At 61.5% G+C, this 15,381-nt stretch carries 15 protein-coding genes; 2 read left to right on the forward strand and 13 right to left on the reverse strand.

From position 1 onward, the window contains the following. Positions 1-102: 102 nt before the first annotated feature. The 12 genes from M5B42_RS31550 to M5B42_RS31605 all read right to left on the reverse strand — a co-directional run bounded on the left by M5B42_RS31550 (position 103) and on the right by M5B42_RS31605 (position 12,371). Positions 103-870, reverse strand: coding sequence for a TerC family protein (locus M5B42_RS31550; protein WP_152736515.1), 768 nt, complete (start codon positions 868-870; stop codon positions 103-105). Positions 871-960: 90 nt separating this feature from the next. Further along, a complete protein-coding gene (locus M5B42_RS31555; RefSeq protein ID WP_248748002.1) occupies positions 961-2,268 on the reverse strand; it encodes a CitMHS family transporter in 1,308 nt (435 codons plus the stop codon). Between the two features lie 289 nt (positions 2,269-2,557). Then, positions 2,558-4,525: a DUF4105 domain-containing protein gene (locus M5B42_RS31560; protein WP_177103864.1), complete on the reverse strand. Its 1,968-nt coding sequence runs from the start codon at positions 4,523-4,525 to the stop codon at positions 2,558-2,560. Beyond that, the gene (locus M5B42_RS31565; RefSeq protein ID WP_103496297.1) at positions 4,522-4,842 is read right to left on the reverse strand and encodes a DUF2388 domain-containing protein; all 321 of its coding nucleotides are present in this window, start codon (positions 4,840-4,842) and stop codon (positions 4,522-4,524) included. The genes M5B42_RS31560 and M5B42_RS31565 overlap by 4 nt, the downstream gene beginning before the upstream one ends. Before the next feature lie 27 nt (positions 4,843-4,869). Then, positions 4,870-5,163: a DUF2388 domain-containing protein gene (locus tag M5B42_RS31570; RefSeq protein ID WP_103496298.1), complete on the reverse strand. Its 294-nt coding sequence runs from the start codon at positions 5,161-5,163 to the stop codon at positions 4,870-4,872. A gap of 65 nt (positions 5,164-5,228) precedes the next feature. After that, positions 5,229-5,546, reverse strand: a complete 318-nt coding sequence (locus M5B42_RS31575; protein ID WP_152736513.1) for a DUF2388 domain-containing protein — start codon at positions 5,544-5,546, stop codon at positions 5,229-5,231. Between the two features lie 380 nt (positions 5,547-5,926). Next, a complete protein-coding gene (locus M5B42_RS31580) occupies positions 5,927-6,142 on the reverse strand; it encodes a DUF1127 domain-containing protein (RefSeq protein WP_100940038.1) in 216 nt (71 codons plus the stop codon). Positions 6,143-6,461: 319 nt separating this feature from the next. Beyond that, on the reverse strand, positions 6,462-7,955 hold the full coding sequence (locus M5B42_RS31585; protein WP_248748003.1) for an acetyl-CoA hydrolase/transferase family protein: 1,494 nt from the start codon (positions 7,953-7,955) through the stop codon (positions 6,462-6,464). Positions 7,956-8,136: 181 nt separating this feature from the next. Further along, positions 8,137-9,573 (reverse strand): NAD(P)(+) transhydrogenase (Re/Si-specific) subunit beta, encoded by a 1,437-nt coding sequence (locus tag M5B42_RS31590; protein WP_100940040.1) that lies wholly within the window; start codon positions 9,571-9,573, stop codon positions 8,137-8,139. Further along, a complete protein-coding gene (locus M5B42_RS31595) occupies positions 9,573-9,896 on the reverse strand; it encodes an NAD(P) transhydrogenase subunit alpha (protein ID WP_003187010.1) in 324 nt (107 codons plus the stop codon). Before M5B42_RS31595 ends, M5B42_RS31590 begins: the two co-directional genes overlap by 1 nt. Before the next feature lie 15 nt (positions 9,897-9,911). After that, complete coding sequence (locus M5B42_RS31600; protein ID WP_248748004.1) at positions 9,912-11,033, reverse strand: Re/Si-specific NAD(P)(+) transhydrogenase subunit alpha; 1,122 nt, start codon at positions 11,031-11,033, stop codon at positions 9,912-9,914. A gap of 417 nt (positions 11,034-11,450) precedes the next feature. Next, complete coding sequence (locus M5B42_RS31605; protein ID WP_177103857.1) at positions 11,451-12,371, reverse strand: LysR family transcriptional regulator; 921 nt, start codon at positions 12,369-12,371, stop codon at positions 11,451-11,453. 158 nt (positions 12,372-12,529) lie between these two features. Between M5B42_RS31605 and M5B42_RS31610 the strand changes: the two genes are divergently transcribed. Both M5B42_RS31610 and M5B42_RS31615 read left to right on the forward strand, forming a co-directional pair. Continuing rightward, positions 12,530-13,711, forward strand: coding sequence for an acyl-CoA dehydrogenase (locus tag M5B42_RS31610; RefSeq protein ID WP_100940044.1), 1,182 nt, complete (start codon positions 12,530-12,532; stop codon positions 13,709-13,711). A 17-nt stretch (positions 13,712-13,728) separates the two neighbouring features. After that, a complete protein-coding gene (locus M5B42_RS31615) occupies positions 13,729-14,949 on the forward strand; it encodes a CaiB/BaiF CoA-transferase family protein (protein WP_248748005.1) in 1,221 nt (406 codons plus the stop codon). Between the two features lie 247 nt (positions 14,950-15,196). On the opposite strand, the gene M5B42_RS31620 is transcribed toward M5B42_RS31615, so the two are convergent. Continuing rightward, positions 15,197-15,381, reverse strand: a 185-nt coding sequence (locus tag M5B42_RS31620) for a hypothetical protein (protein WP_248748006.1), incomplete at its 5' end; no start/stop codon positions are given.

Below are 15,381 nucleotides of genomic sequence, written 5' to 3' on the forward strand. Positions count from 1 at the left end.
CCGAGCGCCAGCATCGCATGACCGGCGCCGGGCTTGAAACAAAAATGTCATATTTTCATAAGGCGTCGTGGGAACCGGTTTGCCGGCCCCCACCGTTCAGGGTTATTGACCCGCCACATCCTTGTGTCGTTCCCCGGCTTCGTGTTCCTGCTTCTTTTTCTGCATAGCGGTACGCATCTTGATGTTGATCGCTTCCACCGCCAGGGAGAAGGCCATGGCGAAGTAGACATAGCCCTTGGGCACATGCACATCGAAGGCTTCGGCGATCAGCACGGTGCCGACCACGATCAGGAACGACAGCGCGAGCATCTTCAGCGACGGGTGCTTGTCGATAAAGTCGCCGATGGTCTTCGAGGCCAGCATCATCACCAGTACCGCCACCACGATCGCCGCGATCATCACCGGCACATGGGAGACCATGCCCACGGCGGTAATCACCGAGTCGAGGGAGAACACGATATCGATAATGGCGATCTGGATGATGGTGTAGAGGAAGTTGCCGCCCTTGCCTTTCGGCCCTTCGCCGACTTCTTCCTCGCCTTCCATGCCGTGGTAGATCTCCTGGGAGCTTTTCCACAGCAGGAACAGGCCGCCGAAGAACAGGATCAGATCACGTCCGGAAATGCCCTGGCCGAAGACCACGAACAGGTCGTCGGTCAGGCGCATGACCCAGGTGATCGACAGCAACAGCAGGATCCGCGTGACCATCGCCAGGGCCAGGCCGAAGATCCGCGTGCGCTGCTGCATGTGCCGGGGCATGCGGCTGACCAGGATCGAGATCATGATGATGTTGTCGATGCCCAGGACAATTTCCAGGGCGGTCAGGGTGAAAAAGGCCACCCAGATTTCCGGGTTGGTCAGCCAATCCATATCTATTCCTTTGAACTTGTGTGTGAGCCGTATCGGCGCCAGGCTTCAGGTTCTGAAGTCCGTGCGCCGACACGACAGTGAATCATTGCCTTATAGACTGCCGTACAGAGGAAAGGTCCCCAGCAACAAGGCGGCCAGCAGGATGCACAGGCACACCAGCACCGCCCACTTGAGGGTGAAGCGCTGGTGATCGCCGAACTCGATACCGGCCAGGGCCACCAGCAGGTAGGTCGAGGGCACCAGCGGGCTCAACAGGTGGACGGGCTGGCCGACGATCGAGGCACGGGCCATTTCCACCGCGCTGATGCCGTAGTGGCTGGCGGCTTCGGCCAGTACCGGCAGCACGCCATAGTAGAAGGCGTCATTGGACATGAAAAAGGTGAACGGCATGCTCACCAGCGCGGTAATCGGCGCCAGGTAAGGGCCGAGCGCCGGCGGGATCACCGCCAGCAGGCTCTTGGACATGGCGTCGACCATGCCGGTGCCGGACAGGATACCGGTGAAGATCCCGGCGGCGAAGATCAGCCCGACCACTGCCAGCACACTGCCGGCGTGGGCGGCGATGCGCTCCTTCTGCTGTTGCAGGCACGGGTAGTTGACGATCATGGCAATACTGAACGCCACCATGAACAGCACCGGCAACGGCAGGAGGCCGGCGATCAGCGCGCCCATCAGGGCGATGGTCAGGGCACCGTTGAACAGGATCAGTTTCGGCCGGCGGGCGTCGGGGTATTGCGAGACGCTGATTTCGCTGTGGTCGACCTCATCGCCGATAACATGCAGCTCGCCCAGGCGTGCCCGTTCGCGCAGGCCATAAAAATAGGCGATGACCAGGATCGCCAGGACCCCGGCGAGCATGGCCGGGATCATCGGCACGAAGATATCCGAGGGGTCGACGTGCAGCGCGCTGGCGGCACGGGCGGTCGGGCCGCCCCAGGGGGTCATGTTCATCACGCCGCCGGCGAGGATGATCAGCCCGGCCATGATCCGCGGGCTCATGCCGATGCGGCTGTACAGCGGCAGCATGGCGGCGACGCAGATCATGTAGGTGGTGGCGCCGTCACCGTCCAGGGACACCACCAGGGCCAGCACGGCGGTGCCCACCGAGACTTTCAGCGGGTCGCCCTTGACCAGCTTGAGGATCTTGCGCACGGCCGGGTCGAACAGACCGGAGTCGATCATCAGGGCGAAATACAGGATGGCGAACATCAGCATCACGCCGGTGGGCGCGAGCTTGGTGATGCCGTCGATCATCATCTTGCCGATGCCTGCGGCAAAATCGCCGAACAGGGCGAAGACGATGGGGACGATGATCAGGGCGATCAGCGCGGACAGGCGCTTGGTCATGATCAGGTACATGAAGGTAATGACCATGGCAAAGCCAAGGAAAGTCAGCATGGGGAGACTCCGGGCGTAACGCGGCTGGGGAAGGGCGAAGCGACTGGGGTCAGTGCTGGGCGGGCGGCGCGAAAGGCACGAACGGAGTTACAGCGAACAGGCGGGTCGTAGCGGACATCGGTATCACCATCTTATTGTTGTGAAGGGGCCGTCGAGCGTCTTCAGGACGCGCCACGGCCGACCGGTTTGGTGCCGGCGGTGAGGTGATGCTAAAGGGGCAAGCTTTCAGCCAGCTTTCGCTGGCGGCTTGGGGGAGAAAAAACTGTGGAGGCGTCGTCGAGCTGCGCGGTCAGGGCAGCTCCAACCCGCCCGCCGCCTTGTGCAGCGCCCGCAGGTGTTCGCCGACCATCTTCAGGTTGGTTTCGCTGGCCTCGATCTGCGCTTCCCGGGCCGGGTCCAGCAACTTGCGGATCTCCTTGTCGAGGTCGCCGGTCAGCCGTTGCAATTGCTGCTGGCGCTGGCTGCTCTCGGCTTCCAGGCGCTTCCACTCGGACGGTTGTGGCAAGCCGTAGCCGCTGCTGCCGAGCAATTCCGCCGGACGACTGAGGTAGCCACTGTTGGCAAGGATCTCCTGCAAGGTGCGGTTGGCCTTGTCCATGTCGTTGTCCTTGAGCTTGATGTCGCGGGCACCGAGGTACTTCTGTTTCACCTCGTCCTGGGCCAGCAGCAACTGTCGGCGAAAGCTCGCCTGCTCCAACAACAGCATGGCCGCGCTGGCCCGCAGGTTGGCCTGGGCAAACCATGGGCGCCGGGCTTCGGCGGGCTGCGACAACCAGTCCTCGACGGTTTCCTGCTTGATCGGCAACTGTTTTCTCAAGACATCGAACATGGCCTGGTAGCGATCCCGGTAGGAGTCGAAGCGGTAACCCAGGCGCAAGGCCTCACGGGGATCGTCGAGCACGCTGGTGTCGGCCAGGCCACGGCCCTTGAGTACCTCCAGCAAACCATTGGGGACAATGCTGTCCAGGCCCTTGAGCTGGGCGTTGTCGCTGCCGCTGCGCAACAGCTTCAAGGTCTCCACCGCGCAGTTGTTGCTGATGAAGTAGTAGTTGCCGTCGTAGCTCCAGTGCATTTCGGCGGCATGCTCGACCACTTCCTCGATTTCCTTGCGCGACAGCTTCAGCGGCACCGAGGCCAGGCTGCGCAGTTCGGTCTTGGTGTATTCGTCGATCACCTGGGACAGCGGCAAGACGAACAGCCGCGACGGATAGGCCCCGTTCAGCCCACCCCAGGTCGAAAGCTGGACGTCGTTGACGAAAGCGCGATAGGACAGCACCAGGTGCTGGTCCAGATCCAGCCGGCAATCCGGCCCCCGTGGCCGGCCCGGGGCACAGATCACCAGGCGCAGCATGCTGTGGCCCCAGCGGCTGACCCAGTTCTGGTTGGCTTCGGCCAGCAGGTAGTCGACTTCGTAGACCCGCTCGGGGTCGATCTTGCCCAGGGGCGTCTTGCCGAAGTCATTGCCGGCGTTGAGGAACGGGAACGCCCGGTCGCAGCTGTCCTTGGCCGGTGGCGCCCAACCGAAGCGTTCCTGGTAGTAGCGATACAGTGCCGGACGGCGACAGGCGTAGGCCGGGTCGAGGAGGAAGTACTCCATATTGACCGCGACGAACTCCTTGGGATTGGTGGTCTCGTAGATATCCGGGCTGCGCACGACCTGGCTGTTGCGCTGTTCCCGCTGGCCACGGGTGCCGACCACTTGTGGCCAGCCGGCGAGGTCGAGCAGGCGCGGGTCATCGCTGAGGGTAAAGCGTCGGCCGGTCTGGCCCCGGCATTGATCGGGCAGGCCGACCAGGCCGGTATTGCTGTCACGCTGGGTGCAGCGCTGGATCAGCGTCCGTTCGGCGTCGGGCCACAAGCGGGCGCGGTCATAAATATGGGTCAGTTCGTGAAGAACGGTGGCGAGCATTTCCTCGCGCACGGTGCCGTGGGACCGATTGGTTTTTTTCGTCGCGGCCGAACCGTCCACCAGGCCGGGCAACAGCCTGCGATTGAGGTCCACTTCGGAGACCAATGAGGCCTCGCCGTAGGCGTTGTCCGGCATCTGGGTCGACCAGACAAAATCAATGCTGCGGTCCAGCTGTTCGATAAAACGCGGCGGCAGATGGGCCATGGCCTCATCGATCAACACTTGGCTGGCCTGTTGCTCGGCCGGGCTCAGACCTTCGGTCTTGAGGTGCAATTGCAGGCTGGCCTGGGCCGCGTTGCCGAACAGCAACAGGGCGCAGGCCAGCAGCCCGCCGGTGAGTAATCTCACAGGGCGAGAATGGCTTCGGCGAGGTCTTGATCGCTGGCGTCACGGGCGCCTGGCACTTCAGTACGCAAGGCGGCAAAGGCGGCTTCCAGGTGGGCCCCACGGATATCGCCCTGGCTGGCGACGAAACTGGCGGCGTCGTCGTGGGCTTCCCGGACCACTTTCGAGTCGCGGATCGAGGTGGTGGTGTCCGAGGTGAAGTCGAGGGTACGGCCCGTGGCCCGTACAAGCATATTGCTGGTAGCCACCAGGGTGTGCGCCGAAGCCACGTCGGTCAGCAACAGCAGGCCGAGGGCGGCGGCGATCAGGGGGGTACGCATGTAAAGGTCTCCGGGAATGCAAAGTGACTATTGGACGAGAATTGCCTGGGCCAGTTCAAGGTCGCTGGCATGAAGTTTTGGCTGGGTTCGGCGCAGGTACGCCAGGGCCGACTCCAGTTGCGCGCCGCGCAGTTGGCCATCGCTGGCTACAAAAGCGGCTGCGTCATCCTGGGCGGCCAGTATCAGTTTACGGTCGAAGGGCGCGGTGGTCACTTGGCTGGTGACATAACCGCTGCCGACCAGGGTCTGGGTGGTCAGGTCGAAGGCCTGGGCCTGGCTGATCCAGGCGAGCGCTATGAGCAATAAGGTGAGTGAGCGCATGGGTCTCTATGTCTTATTGAGCGAGCGCCCAGGCTAGCGGAATCCACGGCCCATGCGCCAGGGTTTCAGATGGCCAGGATCGCCTGGGCCAACTGTGCATCGCTGGCCTGCAATTGCGGGGCCTGGCGACGGATGGTGTCGAAGGCGCTTTCCAGCTTCACGCTGCGGATCTGGCCATTGCTGGCGACGAAGCTGGCGGCGTCATCCTGGGCCGCACGCACGATCTTGTTGTCGCGCAACGACGAGGTGGCATCGGACGAGGCGTCGGAAGTGGCCTTGAGGGCGCCGACCAGCGAGTCGGTGGTGACAATAAAGCTGCTGGCATGGGCGGTGCTGGCCAGGGTCAACAGGGCGGCGGCACTCAGCAGGCGAAGGCGGGACATGGTGAATCTCCAGGGGGATGAAGAGGAACAGTGGCAGCGGATAAAGGCCGCCACTCGAACACAATGGACGATAAACCTCAGACGCACATTCCGCGCTGCTGGCTACCTAAGACCGCGATATTAGACAGAGTTCCCTGCCTGCTGAAAGCGAGTTTCGTCGGCTGATCCGCGGTTTAGAGGCGTTCGTTCAGGTTGAGCAAAAGTGTACTGGTATATTTTTATATCTATATAACTGTACCTGTCTGGCGTTTTCTCGCGCCTTTTCCTGAAATCCACTTGCCGGAAACGACAAAGCCCGTCGCGGTTTCCCGCGACGGGCTCTGTTTTTTCAATTCGGGTGCTGGCGGTGGACCCGGTGGGTCAGGGCCAGCGAGCGCTGCTTAGCGCCAGAACGGCTTGCTCAACTCTTCGTAACGCTGTGCTTCGCTGATCCCGGCATCGGCCAGCAGACGCGAATCCAGGCGAGCCAGTTGATGGCGGCTGGCAATGCGGCGCTGCCACAACATCAGGTTGGCGAGAACGCGCAGAGGCATCGAAGCTTGAGCGTCAGTAGCGGTGTTTTCGTAGAACATGTCGGAACTGAGTGTACGTTCCATGATTAGCATCCTTCCGCTTGTGGCGGGATTAGGTAGTGGTTTAACTGATGCCAATGATCCTCCTCTTTGCCTAGTCTCTGTAGATACAGTTCATCTGTATTGTGAGGGCTCAGTTAACTGTTTAAGGGTGCTGTACTGCTCGAAACTGAGGCAACTGTACCTGTCTGCCTCTAAATGGTGCATTTTCGTCTGGCCGAGGGAGATCCGAGGTGATTCAAGGTGGGAAATGACCGGTACAGCAGTACAGTTTTTCTCACATTGCCGAGAAATGCAGAGGGGCTGACGAAACTGTGTTTGCGTCAGCGCCCAACTGTATCAATCAGCTCGGCAGCATCTTCCCGGTTTCGTCCAGGTTGATGTGCCAACTCAGTGCTTCACGGAGGATGTGTGGGGTGTGACCGCCCAGGGCACAGGCACGATTGAAGTAACTGTTCAGGGCTTCGCGGTAGTCCGGATGCACACAGTTGTCGATCACCACCCTCGCCCGTTCCCGTGGCGCCAGGCCGCGCAGGTCGGCCAGGCCGATTTCGGTGACGAGGATATCCACGTCATGCTCGGTGTGGTCGACGTGGCTGACCATGGGCACCACGCTGGAAATGGCCCCGCCCTTGGCAATGGACTTGGTGACGAAGATCGCCAGGTGCGCGTTGCGGGCGAAGTCGCCGGAGCCGCCGATGCCGTTCATCATCCGCGTACCGCAGACGTGGGTGGAGTTGACGTTGCCGTACAGGTCGAACTCCAGGGCGGTGTTGATGGCGATGATGCCCAGGCGCCGCACCACTTCCGGGTGGTTGGAGATTTCCTGCGGGCGCAGTACCAGCTTGTCTTTATAGTGTTCCAGGTTGCCGAACACATCGCTGTTGCGCCGGCTCGACAAGGTGATCGAGCTGCCGGAGGCGAAGGACAGCTTGCCGGCGTCGATCAGGTCGAAGGTCGAGTCCTGCAGCACTTCGGAGTACATGGTCAGGTCTTCGAACGGCGAGTCGATCAGCCCGCACATCACCGCGTTGGCGATGTTACCGATCCCGGCCTGCAGCGGGCCGAGCTTGTTGGTCATGCGCCCGTCGGCCACTTCTTCCTTGAGGAAGGCGATCAGGTGACTGGCAATGGCCTGGGTGTCGTCGTCTGGCGGGGTGACGGTGGACGGCGAGTCGGGCTGGTTGGTGATCACGATGGCAACGATCTTGGCCGGGTCGATCGGGATCGCGGTGCTACCGATGCGGTCGTCGACCTTTACCAGCGGGATCGGCGTGCGGGTCGGTCGGTAGCTGGGGATATAGATGTCGTGCAGGCCTTCCAGGTTCGGATTGTGCGCCAGGTTGATCTCGACGATCACCTGCTTGGCAAAGATCGCGAAGCTGGCCGAGTTGCCCACCGAAGTGGTCGGCACGATATGCCCCTCTTCGGTGATGGCCACGGCTTCGATCACCGCCAGGTCCGGCAGCTTGAGCTGCTTGTTGCGCAGTTGCTCGACGGTTTCCGACAGGTGCTGGTCGATAAACATCACATCGCCGGCGTTGATCGCCTTGCGCAGGGTGCTGTCCACCTGGAATGGCATACGGCGCGACAGCACGCCGGCTTCGGTGAGCTGTTTATCGAGGTCGTTGCCCAGGCTGGCACCGGTCATCAGGGTGATTTTCAGCGGCGACGTCTTGGCGCGCTCGGCCAGTGCATGGGGCACGGCCTTGGCTTCACCGGCGCGGGTGAAGCCGCTCATGCCGACGGTCATGCCGTCCTGAATCAGGGCGGCAGCGTCGGCTGCGCCCATGACCTTGTCCAACAACGAAGGCAAGCGAATACGATCACGGTACATGGCGTGTTATCTCAGGCAACGGAAGCAAGATGCGCAGTCTAGAGGTTTCAAAAAGTTTCGCCGCGCGACCAAGGTCGAATGCCGATTGAGGATTCAGCGCCTTTGGTCGGTTTTTTGCGGGCAAAGAAAAACCCCAGCCTACGGGAGGCCGGGGTTTTTGATATTGCGTTAGCGCAAGCTTTTACTCGACAGCCTTGACCATGTCCTCGATGACCTTCTTCGCATCGCCGAAGACCATCATGGTCTTGTCGAGGTAGAACAGTTCGTTGTCCAGGCCGGCATAACCGCTGGCCATGGAGCGCTTGTTGACGATGATGGTCTTGGCCTTGAAGGCCTCGAGAATCGGCATGCCGGCAATCGGCGATTTCGGATCGTTCTTCGCCGCCGGGTTGACCACGTCGTTGGCGCCGAGCACCAGCACCACGTCGGCCTGGCCGAACTCGGAGTTGATGTCTTCCATCTCGAACACCTGGTCGTAAGGCACTTCGGCCTCGGCCAGCAGCACGTTCATATGCCCGGGCATGCGCCCGGCCACCGGGTGGATCGCGTACTTCACGGTCACGCCACGGTGGGTCAGCTTCTCGGTCAGTTCCTTGAGCGCATGCTGTGCCCGGGCCACCGCCAGGCCGTAGCCGGGCACGATGATCACGGTGTCGGCGTTGGTCAGCAGGAAGGTGGCGTCATCCGCCGAGCCGGATTTCACCGGACGGGCTTCCTTCGAACCGGCCGGGCCCGCTGCGTCGGCCGTGTTGCCGAAGCCGCCGAGCAGCACGTTGAAGAACGAGCGGTTCATGGCCTTGCACATGATGTACGAGAGGATCGCACCGCTTGAGCCCACCAGGGAGCCGGCGATGATCAGCATCGAGTTGTTCAGCGAGAAGCCGATCCCCGCCGCGGCCCAGCCGGAGTAGCTGTTGAGCATCGACACCACCACCGGCATGTCGGCGCCGCCGATGGGGATGATGATCAGCACGCCGAGGACGAAGGCCAGGGCCAGCATCAGGGCGAAGGCATTGAGGTTGCCGGTGAGCATAAAGGTCAGGCCGAGGCCGAGGGTGGCCAGTCCCAGCAGCAGGTTCAGCTTGTGCTGCCCGCCAAACTGTACCGGTGCGCCCTGGAACAGGCGGAACTTGTACTTGCCCGACAGCTTGCCGAAGGCGATCACGGAACCGGAGAAGGTAATCGCACCGATCGCGGCACCGAGGAACAGCTCCAGGCGATTGCCCGGCGGGATCGAATCCCCCAGTTGTTTGACGATACCCAGGGATTGCGGCTCGACCACCGCGGCGATGGCGATAAACACCGCGGCCAGGCCGATCATGCTGTGCATGAAGGCGACCAGCTCCGGCATCTTGGTCATCTCGACCCGCTTGGCCATGATCGAACCGGCGGTGCCGCCGATCAGCAGGCCGACGATGACGTAGCCGATGCCGGCCGTGGCCAGCTCGGCACCCAGCTTATAGATGAGGCCGATGGTGGTGAGGATCGCCAGGGCCATGCCGAGCATGCCGAACAGGTTGCCGCGCCGCGAGGTGGTCGGGTGCGACAAGCCCTTGAGGGCCTGGATAAAGCAGATCGACGCGATCAGGTAGAGCGTCGTGACGAGATTCATGCTCATTACTTGGGCGCCTCTTCTTTTACTGCTTTCGGGGCTTTTTTCTTGAACATCTCAAGCATGCGACGGGTCACCAGGAAGCCACCGAACACGTTCACGGCGGCCAGGGCCACGGCCAGGGTGCCCATGGTCTTGCCCAGCGGGGTCACGGTCAGGGCGGCGGCCAGCATGGCGCCGACGATGACGATCGCCGAGATCGCGTTGGTCACCGCCATCAAGGGCGTGTGCAGCGCAGGTGTAACGTTCCAGACCACGTGGTAACCGACATAAATCGCCAGCACGAAGATGATCAGGTTGTAGATACCGGGGGAGATAAGCTCTTCCATCGTCTGAATCCCTGCTTAGGCGTTTTTGCGGATGACTTGGCCGTCGCGGCACATCAGGCACGCGGCGACGATGTCGTCTTCGAGGTTCACTTCGAATTGGCCTTCCTTGTTGAAGACCAGCTTGAGGAAGTCCAGCAGGTTGCGCGCATAGAGTGCCGAAGCATCCGCCGCGACTGCGCCGGCCAGGTTGGTCGGGCCGCAAATGGTCACGCCATTTTCGACCACCACCTGGTCCGCCACGGTCAGCGGGCAGTTGCCGCCTTGCGCTGCCGCGAGGTCGATGACCACCGAGCCGGGCTTCATCTGCGCGACGGTCTCGGCGCTCAGCAGCACTGGCGCCTTGCGACCCGGGATCAGCGCGGTGGTGATGACGATATCGGCCTGCTTGGCGCGCTCGTGCACCGCCAGGGCCTGGCGCTGCATCCAGCTGGCGGGCATCGGCCGGGCATAACCGCCGACGCCGACCGCGCATTCGCGTTCTTCATCGGTCTCATAGGGCACGTCGACGAACTTGGCGCCGAGGGATTCGATCTGTTCCTTCACCGCGGGGCGCACATCCGAGGCTTCGATCACCGCACCCAGGCGCTTGGCGGTGGCGATGGCCTGCAAGCCGGCGACACCGGCCCCGAGGATCAGCACGCGCGCGGCCTTCACGGTACCCGCCGCGGTCATCAGCATCGGCATGAAGCGCGGGTAGTGATGGGCCGCCAGCAACACTGCCTTGTAGCCGGCAATGTTGGCCTGGGACGACAGCACATCCAGGCTCTGGGCGCGGGAGGTGCGTGGCGCGGCCTCCAGGGCAAAGGCGGTGATGCCGTGTTCGGCGAGCTTGGCGAGGGTTTCGTTGTTGAACGGATTGAGCATGCCCACCAGGACGGTGCCGCGCTTGATCAGCGTCAGTTCGCTGTCGCTGGGCGCCACCACCTTGAGGATCAGCTCGGCGCCAAAGGCGTCGTTGGCGCTGCCAATGGCCGCCCCCGCCGCTTCATAGGCACTGTCGACAACGCTGGCGCTAAGCCCGGCGCCGCTTTGCACAGTGACCTTATGACCCTGGCCGATCAGCTTCTTGATGGTTTCCGGGGTTGCAGCAACCCGGGTTTCACCCGTCTGGGTTTCGAGAGGAACACCAATGTGCACGTCAAATCTCCTGCGTGATCTTTTTTATAAGAGGCCAGCGCACTGCGGATGGTGCGTCTGGAGCGGCCGATCAGCACGATCCCGCCGGATTTGTCGGCGGGGCGCGGCATTTTGCAGGTGAAAACCACACCCTTCAAGATATTCTGAAAGGTGACGCAAGATTAACTACAAGTCACGCTGTGACCAAATGTCGCAGGTAAACGCCATGAGCCCATAATACAGGGGGCTCACAAGGATTCTGGCTGGAATTGAAGAAAATTCGAATCGGTGGCGTGAATGAGTCGGTATTGGACGGAAATAGGCCTTGCAAGCCTTGCTGGCAGGCACTTCCGTACCAAATTTGCGGGTATCGGTACAGTCTGCCTAAAGGCGACATATTGTTATATCTGTAGGTATTAAGAGTAATTGACTACAGGGTCAGGTAATTGCTGTGGGCCTTGAAGACAGGAGGCTATAGCCGTGCGCCTGGTTTACCAGCCAGTCACGAAAAGCGCGCAAGGACGCCGATTCGACCTTTCGCTCGGGAATCATCAGGTAATACGCCTTGATGCTGGAGAGCGCATTGGGGTTGGCGATTACCAGGCGCCGCTCTTCCAGTTCCCGCTGAATCAGGAAGGGTGGAATCAGCGCGACGCCCATCTCGTGCATGGCGGCCTGGGCCAACATGGAGAATAGCTCGTAGCGCGGCCCTGTCATGTCGCGGGGCACATTCAGCTCCTGGGCGTTGAACCACTGGCGCCAGGCATAGGGCCGGGTGGTCTGTTGCAGCAGCGGCAGTTCGGCGATCCGCGTGGCGCTGAGGCTTTGCTGGCTGCCCAGTAGGCTGGGGCTGCACACCGGCATGGGATTCTCGCCCATCAGGCGATGGGACTCGGTACCCGACCAGTCGGCATCGCCGAAGTAGATCGCGGCGTCGAAGTCGGTATCGGCGAAAAGAAACGGCCGGGTGCGGTTGGTCAGGTTGACGGTGACTTCCGGGTGCTGCTGCTGGAAGTCCTTGAGCCTGGGCAGCAGCCATTGGGTGCCGAAGGTCGGGACCACGGCCAGTTCGATGACGTTGGCGCCCTGCTGCCCCATGACTGACAGCGTGTCGCGTTCCACCGCGTCCAGCTGCGTGGCGACCCGCCGACTGTAGGAAAGCCCTGCTTCGGTCAGCTTTACGCCGCGTCGGGAGCGTCGGAACAGTTCGACGCCAAGAAACTCCTCCAGGCTGGCGATCTGTCGGCAAATGGCACCTTGAGTGAGGGAGAGCTCCTGGGCGGCCTTGGTAAAACTCTCGTGACGGGCCGCGGCTTCGAAGCTGATCAGCGCGGTGGTGCTGGGGATTTTGCGGCGCATGTACGGCAACCTCACTAAAGGTGGTGCTAAATAGCGGTTGAAAGCTTTTCGGAGTGAGAAATTAGCACAACAGTATGCGAAATCCTCGTTTGCCGGATGGCTGGGTGGCGCCTAGGATCAGTCCAGACCTTTTTCACTGACTTCACGAGGACTCACCCATGGGCGCCAAGGCAAGCTTCAACTGGATCGATCCCCTGCTGCTGGATCAACAGCTCACCATCGATGAGCGCATGATCCGCGACACGGCCGAGCAATTCGCCCAGGACAAGTTGGCGCCACGGGTGCTCGAAGCCTTCCGTCATGAAAAGACCGACCCGGCGATCTTCCGTGAAATGGGCGAAGTCGGCCTGTTGGGTGCGACCATTCCCGTGGAGTACGGTGGCAGCGGGCTGAACTATGTCAGCTACGGTCTTATTGCCCGGGAAGTCGAGCGTGTCGATTCGGGCTATCGCTCGATGATGAGTGTGCAGTCTTCCCTGGTAATGGTGCCGATCAATGAGTTCGGCACCGAGGCACAAAAGCAGAAGTACCTGCCGAAGCTGGCCTCCGGCGAATGGATTGGCTGTTTTGGTCTGACCGAGCCGAACCATGGTTCCGACCCGGGCGCGATGATCTGTCGTGCACGCAAGGTCGACGGCGGCTACAGCCTGACCGGCAGCAAGATGTGGATCACCAACAGCCCGATCGCCGATGTATTCGTGGTCTGGGCCAAGGACGATGCAGGGGATATCCGTGGTTTCGTGCTCGAGAAAGGCTGGAAGGGGCTGAGTGCTCCGGCGATTCACGGCAAGGTCGGCCTGCGGGCATCGATCACCGGTGAGATCGTCATGGATAACGTGTTTGTCCCTGAAGAGAACATCTTCCCTGAAGTGCGTGGCTTGAAAGGCCCGTTCACCTGCCTCAACTCCGCGCGTTATGGCATTTCCTGGGGGGCACTGGGCGCCGCCGAGTTCTGCTGGCACACCGCTCGCCAGTACACCCTGGACCGTCAACAGTTCGGCCGGCCATTGGCGGCGACCCAACTGATCCAGAAGAAGCTGGCCGATATGCAGACCGAGATCACCCTCGCCCTCCAGGGTTGCCTGCGTCTGGGGCGGATGAAGGATGAAGGTACCGCGGCGGTGGAAATCACTTCGATCATGAAGCGCAATTCCTGCGGCAAGTCCCTGGATATCGCCCGTATGGCTCGTGACATGCTCGGTGGCAACGGCATCTCCGACGAGTTCGGGATCGCCCGTCATCTGGTGAACCTGGAAGTGGTGAATACCTATGAAGGGACCCATGACGTCCATGCGCTGATCCTCGGGCGCGCGCAGACCGGCCTCCAGGCGTTCTATTAATAGAAGGAGCTTGGCTCATGGGCGCGCTATCGCATCTGCGAGTGCTGGATTTGTCGCGAGTATTGGCCGGGCCCTGGTCCGGCCAGATCCTGGCGGACCTTGGGGCGGAGGTGATCAAGGTCGAGCGGCCGGGTAATGGTGACGATACCCGCGCCTGGGGGCCGCCCTTCCTTAAGGACGCCTACGGCGAGAACACCACGGAGGCGGCTTATTATCTGTCGGCCAACCGTAACAAGCAGTCGGTGACCATCGATTTCACCCAGCCCGAGGGGCAGCGTCTGGTGCGGGAGCTGGCGGCCAAGTCCGATATTCTGATCGAGAACTTCAAGGTGGGCGGCTTGGCGGCTTATGGGTTGGATTATGGGTCGCTCAAGGCGCTCAACCCGAAGCTGATCTATTGCTCGATCACCGGCTTCGGTCAGACCGGACCCTATGCCAAGCGTGCCGGCTATGACTTCATGATCCAGGGGCTGGGTGGGCTGATGAGCCTGACCGGTCGGCCCGAGGGTGATGAAGGTGCCGGGCCGGTGAAGGTGGGTGTGGCGTTGACCGATATTCTGACCGGCTTGTATTCCACGGTGGCGATTCTGGCGGCCCTGGCCCATCGCGATCAGGGTGGCGGCGGCCAGCATATCGATATGGCGTTGCTGGATGTGCAGGTGGCGTGCCTGGCGAACCAGGCCATGAACTACCTGACCACCGGAGTGGCGCCCAAGCGTCTGGGTAATGCCCATCCGAATATCGTGCCGTATCAGGACTTCCCGACGGCTGATGGTGATTTCATCCTGACGGTGGGCAATGACGGACAGTTCCGCAAGTTTGCCGAGGTGGCGGGTCAGCCGCAGTGGGCGGACGATCCACGGTTTAAGACCAATACGCTGCGGGTGGCCAACCGGGCGGTGCTGATTCCGTTGATTCGCCAGGCGACGGTGTTCAAGACTACTGTTGAGTGGGTGACGCAGTTGGAGCAGGCGGGTGTGCCATGCGGGCCGATCAACGATCTGTCGCAGGTGTTCGCCGATCCCCAGGTGCAGGCCCGTGGCCTGGCGGTAGAGTTGCCGCATCCGCTGGCGGGAGTGGTGCCGCAGGTGGCGAGTCCGATCCGGTTGTCTGCGACGCCGGTGGAGTATCGCAACGCCCCTCCTCTGTTGGGTGAGCATACGCTGGAGGTGTTGCAGCGGGTGTTGGGCCTGGCGCCGGAGGCGGTCGCGGCATTGCGTGAAGCGGGCGTCCTCTAAGGCGTCCCGTTCTCTTCTATATAGAAGCACCACAAGGCTTGAGGCATGCACCGTCCTTGTTGGCGTCCGGCTTACAGGTGATGACCTCCTTGAGGTCGCTAAAAGCTTCGCGGGCAAGCTCCGCTCCCACGGGATCGAGTCACACCGCGAACTATCGGTCAGGCCTGGAGACTGTGGGAGCGGAGCTTGCCCGCGAAGGCGTCAGTACAGACACCGCAAAACCCGGGACGCGCACTGTTTTTGACCTTTATGACAGAAAAGTGAAAATAAGCGTTGACGGGAAATTCTGTGGCTCTATAATTCGCCCCACTTCCGGCGCAGTCGAAACGGAAAAGCCTTTGAGATTCAATGAGTTACAAAGGTTTTGAGGGTTTTGATGCGCGGTTCGCTTCAGTTCATCGAAGTGTGGAAGTAGCTGAAAAGGCAGTGTGT

This window comes from Pseudomonas sp. MWU12-2037 (genome assembly GCF_023242345.1).
Lineage (GTDB): Bacteria > Pseudomonadota > Gammaproteobacteria > Pseudomonadales > Pseudomonadaceae > Aquipseudomonas > Aquipseudomonas gingeri_D.